We start from the raw sequence: 914 nt of genomic DNA, 5'->3' as shown, positions 1-914 counted from the left end.
CCCTACGACCCCAGCCCCTTCGCCCGCGAACGCCACGTCTGGCTGGGCCTGCACGCGGCGGCCACACGGAGCCTGGCCCAGGGCTCGATGATCGTCTTCAGCTGAGACCGTGCGCTGCGGCCGCGGCGCACTACGGCGTCTTCCTGCCCGGCATCAACCGGCGGTAGCCGTTCAGGCCGGCAGAGCCGTCACGCCAAACCCTCGTACGGTACGGCTGAGAGCATCGGCAGCAGGAAGACGAACGGGTGGGCCGGCTGTCCGGTCGACGTGGTTCGCATCATTGCCAGAAGCACTCGTCGATGACGATCTGCGGGTCGGTGGTGCGTGGTGTGAAGTGGTAGCGCAGCCATCCGCGGCCGTGGTCGAAGTAGAGGACGTGCTCACCGCCGGGGCGGGTGGACTGGACGGGCTCCACGCTCATTCCGGCCGGCAGGTCGCGGTCGCTGTCGATGCCGCGGAAGTACGGATCCTTCGCGGTGACGAGCTCGGCGCGGGCGGCATCGACCAGCGCACGGGCATGAGCGAGGAGGGCGTCTCTGTTGCCCTCCGCTTCCTTGGTCCAGTCCGCCTGCCAGGGCGGTCCCATGAATGCGCCGGTCACTGGCCGGGTTCCGCCTTCGCGGCCGAGCGGCGGATGTGACCGGCCTCCTCGATGAGGGCCTTGGCGCGGGCATAGTCGGGTTCCCGGGCCGCCTCGTCCTCCAGGCGGTGAACCCTGGCTTCGAGCCGGACGTCACGGGCGAGGGCGTACTCGCCCCACCAGCGGGCCATGAAGGCGGGGACGGGGGCGAGGTCGTAGGCGTCGGCGATGTCCCGGCGCCAGTGGCGGTCGAAGTCGACGAGCAGCTGCGGTGCGTGCTGGGCGATGGCGGCGCGCAGTGCCTTCGGGGTTCTCTCGGGCATGGGGGGGACGG

Annotated in this window: 2 protein-coding genes; both read right to left on the bottom strand. The window is 70.8% G+C overall.

The features are described 5' to 3' along the window. Window positions 1-277: 277 nt before the first annotated feature. A complete protein-coding gene (locus C1I97_RS37995) occupies window positions 278-601 on the bottom strand; it encodes a hypothetical protein (protein WP_181447112.1) in 324 nt (107 codons plus the stop codon). After that, window positions 598-914, bottom strand: a 317-nt coding sequence (locus C1I97_RS37990) for a hypothetical protein (protein WP_258382946.1), incomplete at its 5' end; no start/stop codon positions are given. The genes C1I97_RS37995 and C1I97_RS37990, both read right to left, overlap by 4 nt.

The sequence above is a fragment of the Streptomyces sp. NTH33 genome, assembly GCF_003236365.1.
GTDB lineage: Bacteria > Actinomycetota > Actinomycetes > Streptomycetales > Streptomycetaceae > Streptomyces.
The sequence above is the reverse complement of the archived record's forward strand: the minus strand, read 5'-3'. Positions and strand labels throughout refer to the sequence as shown.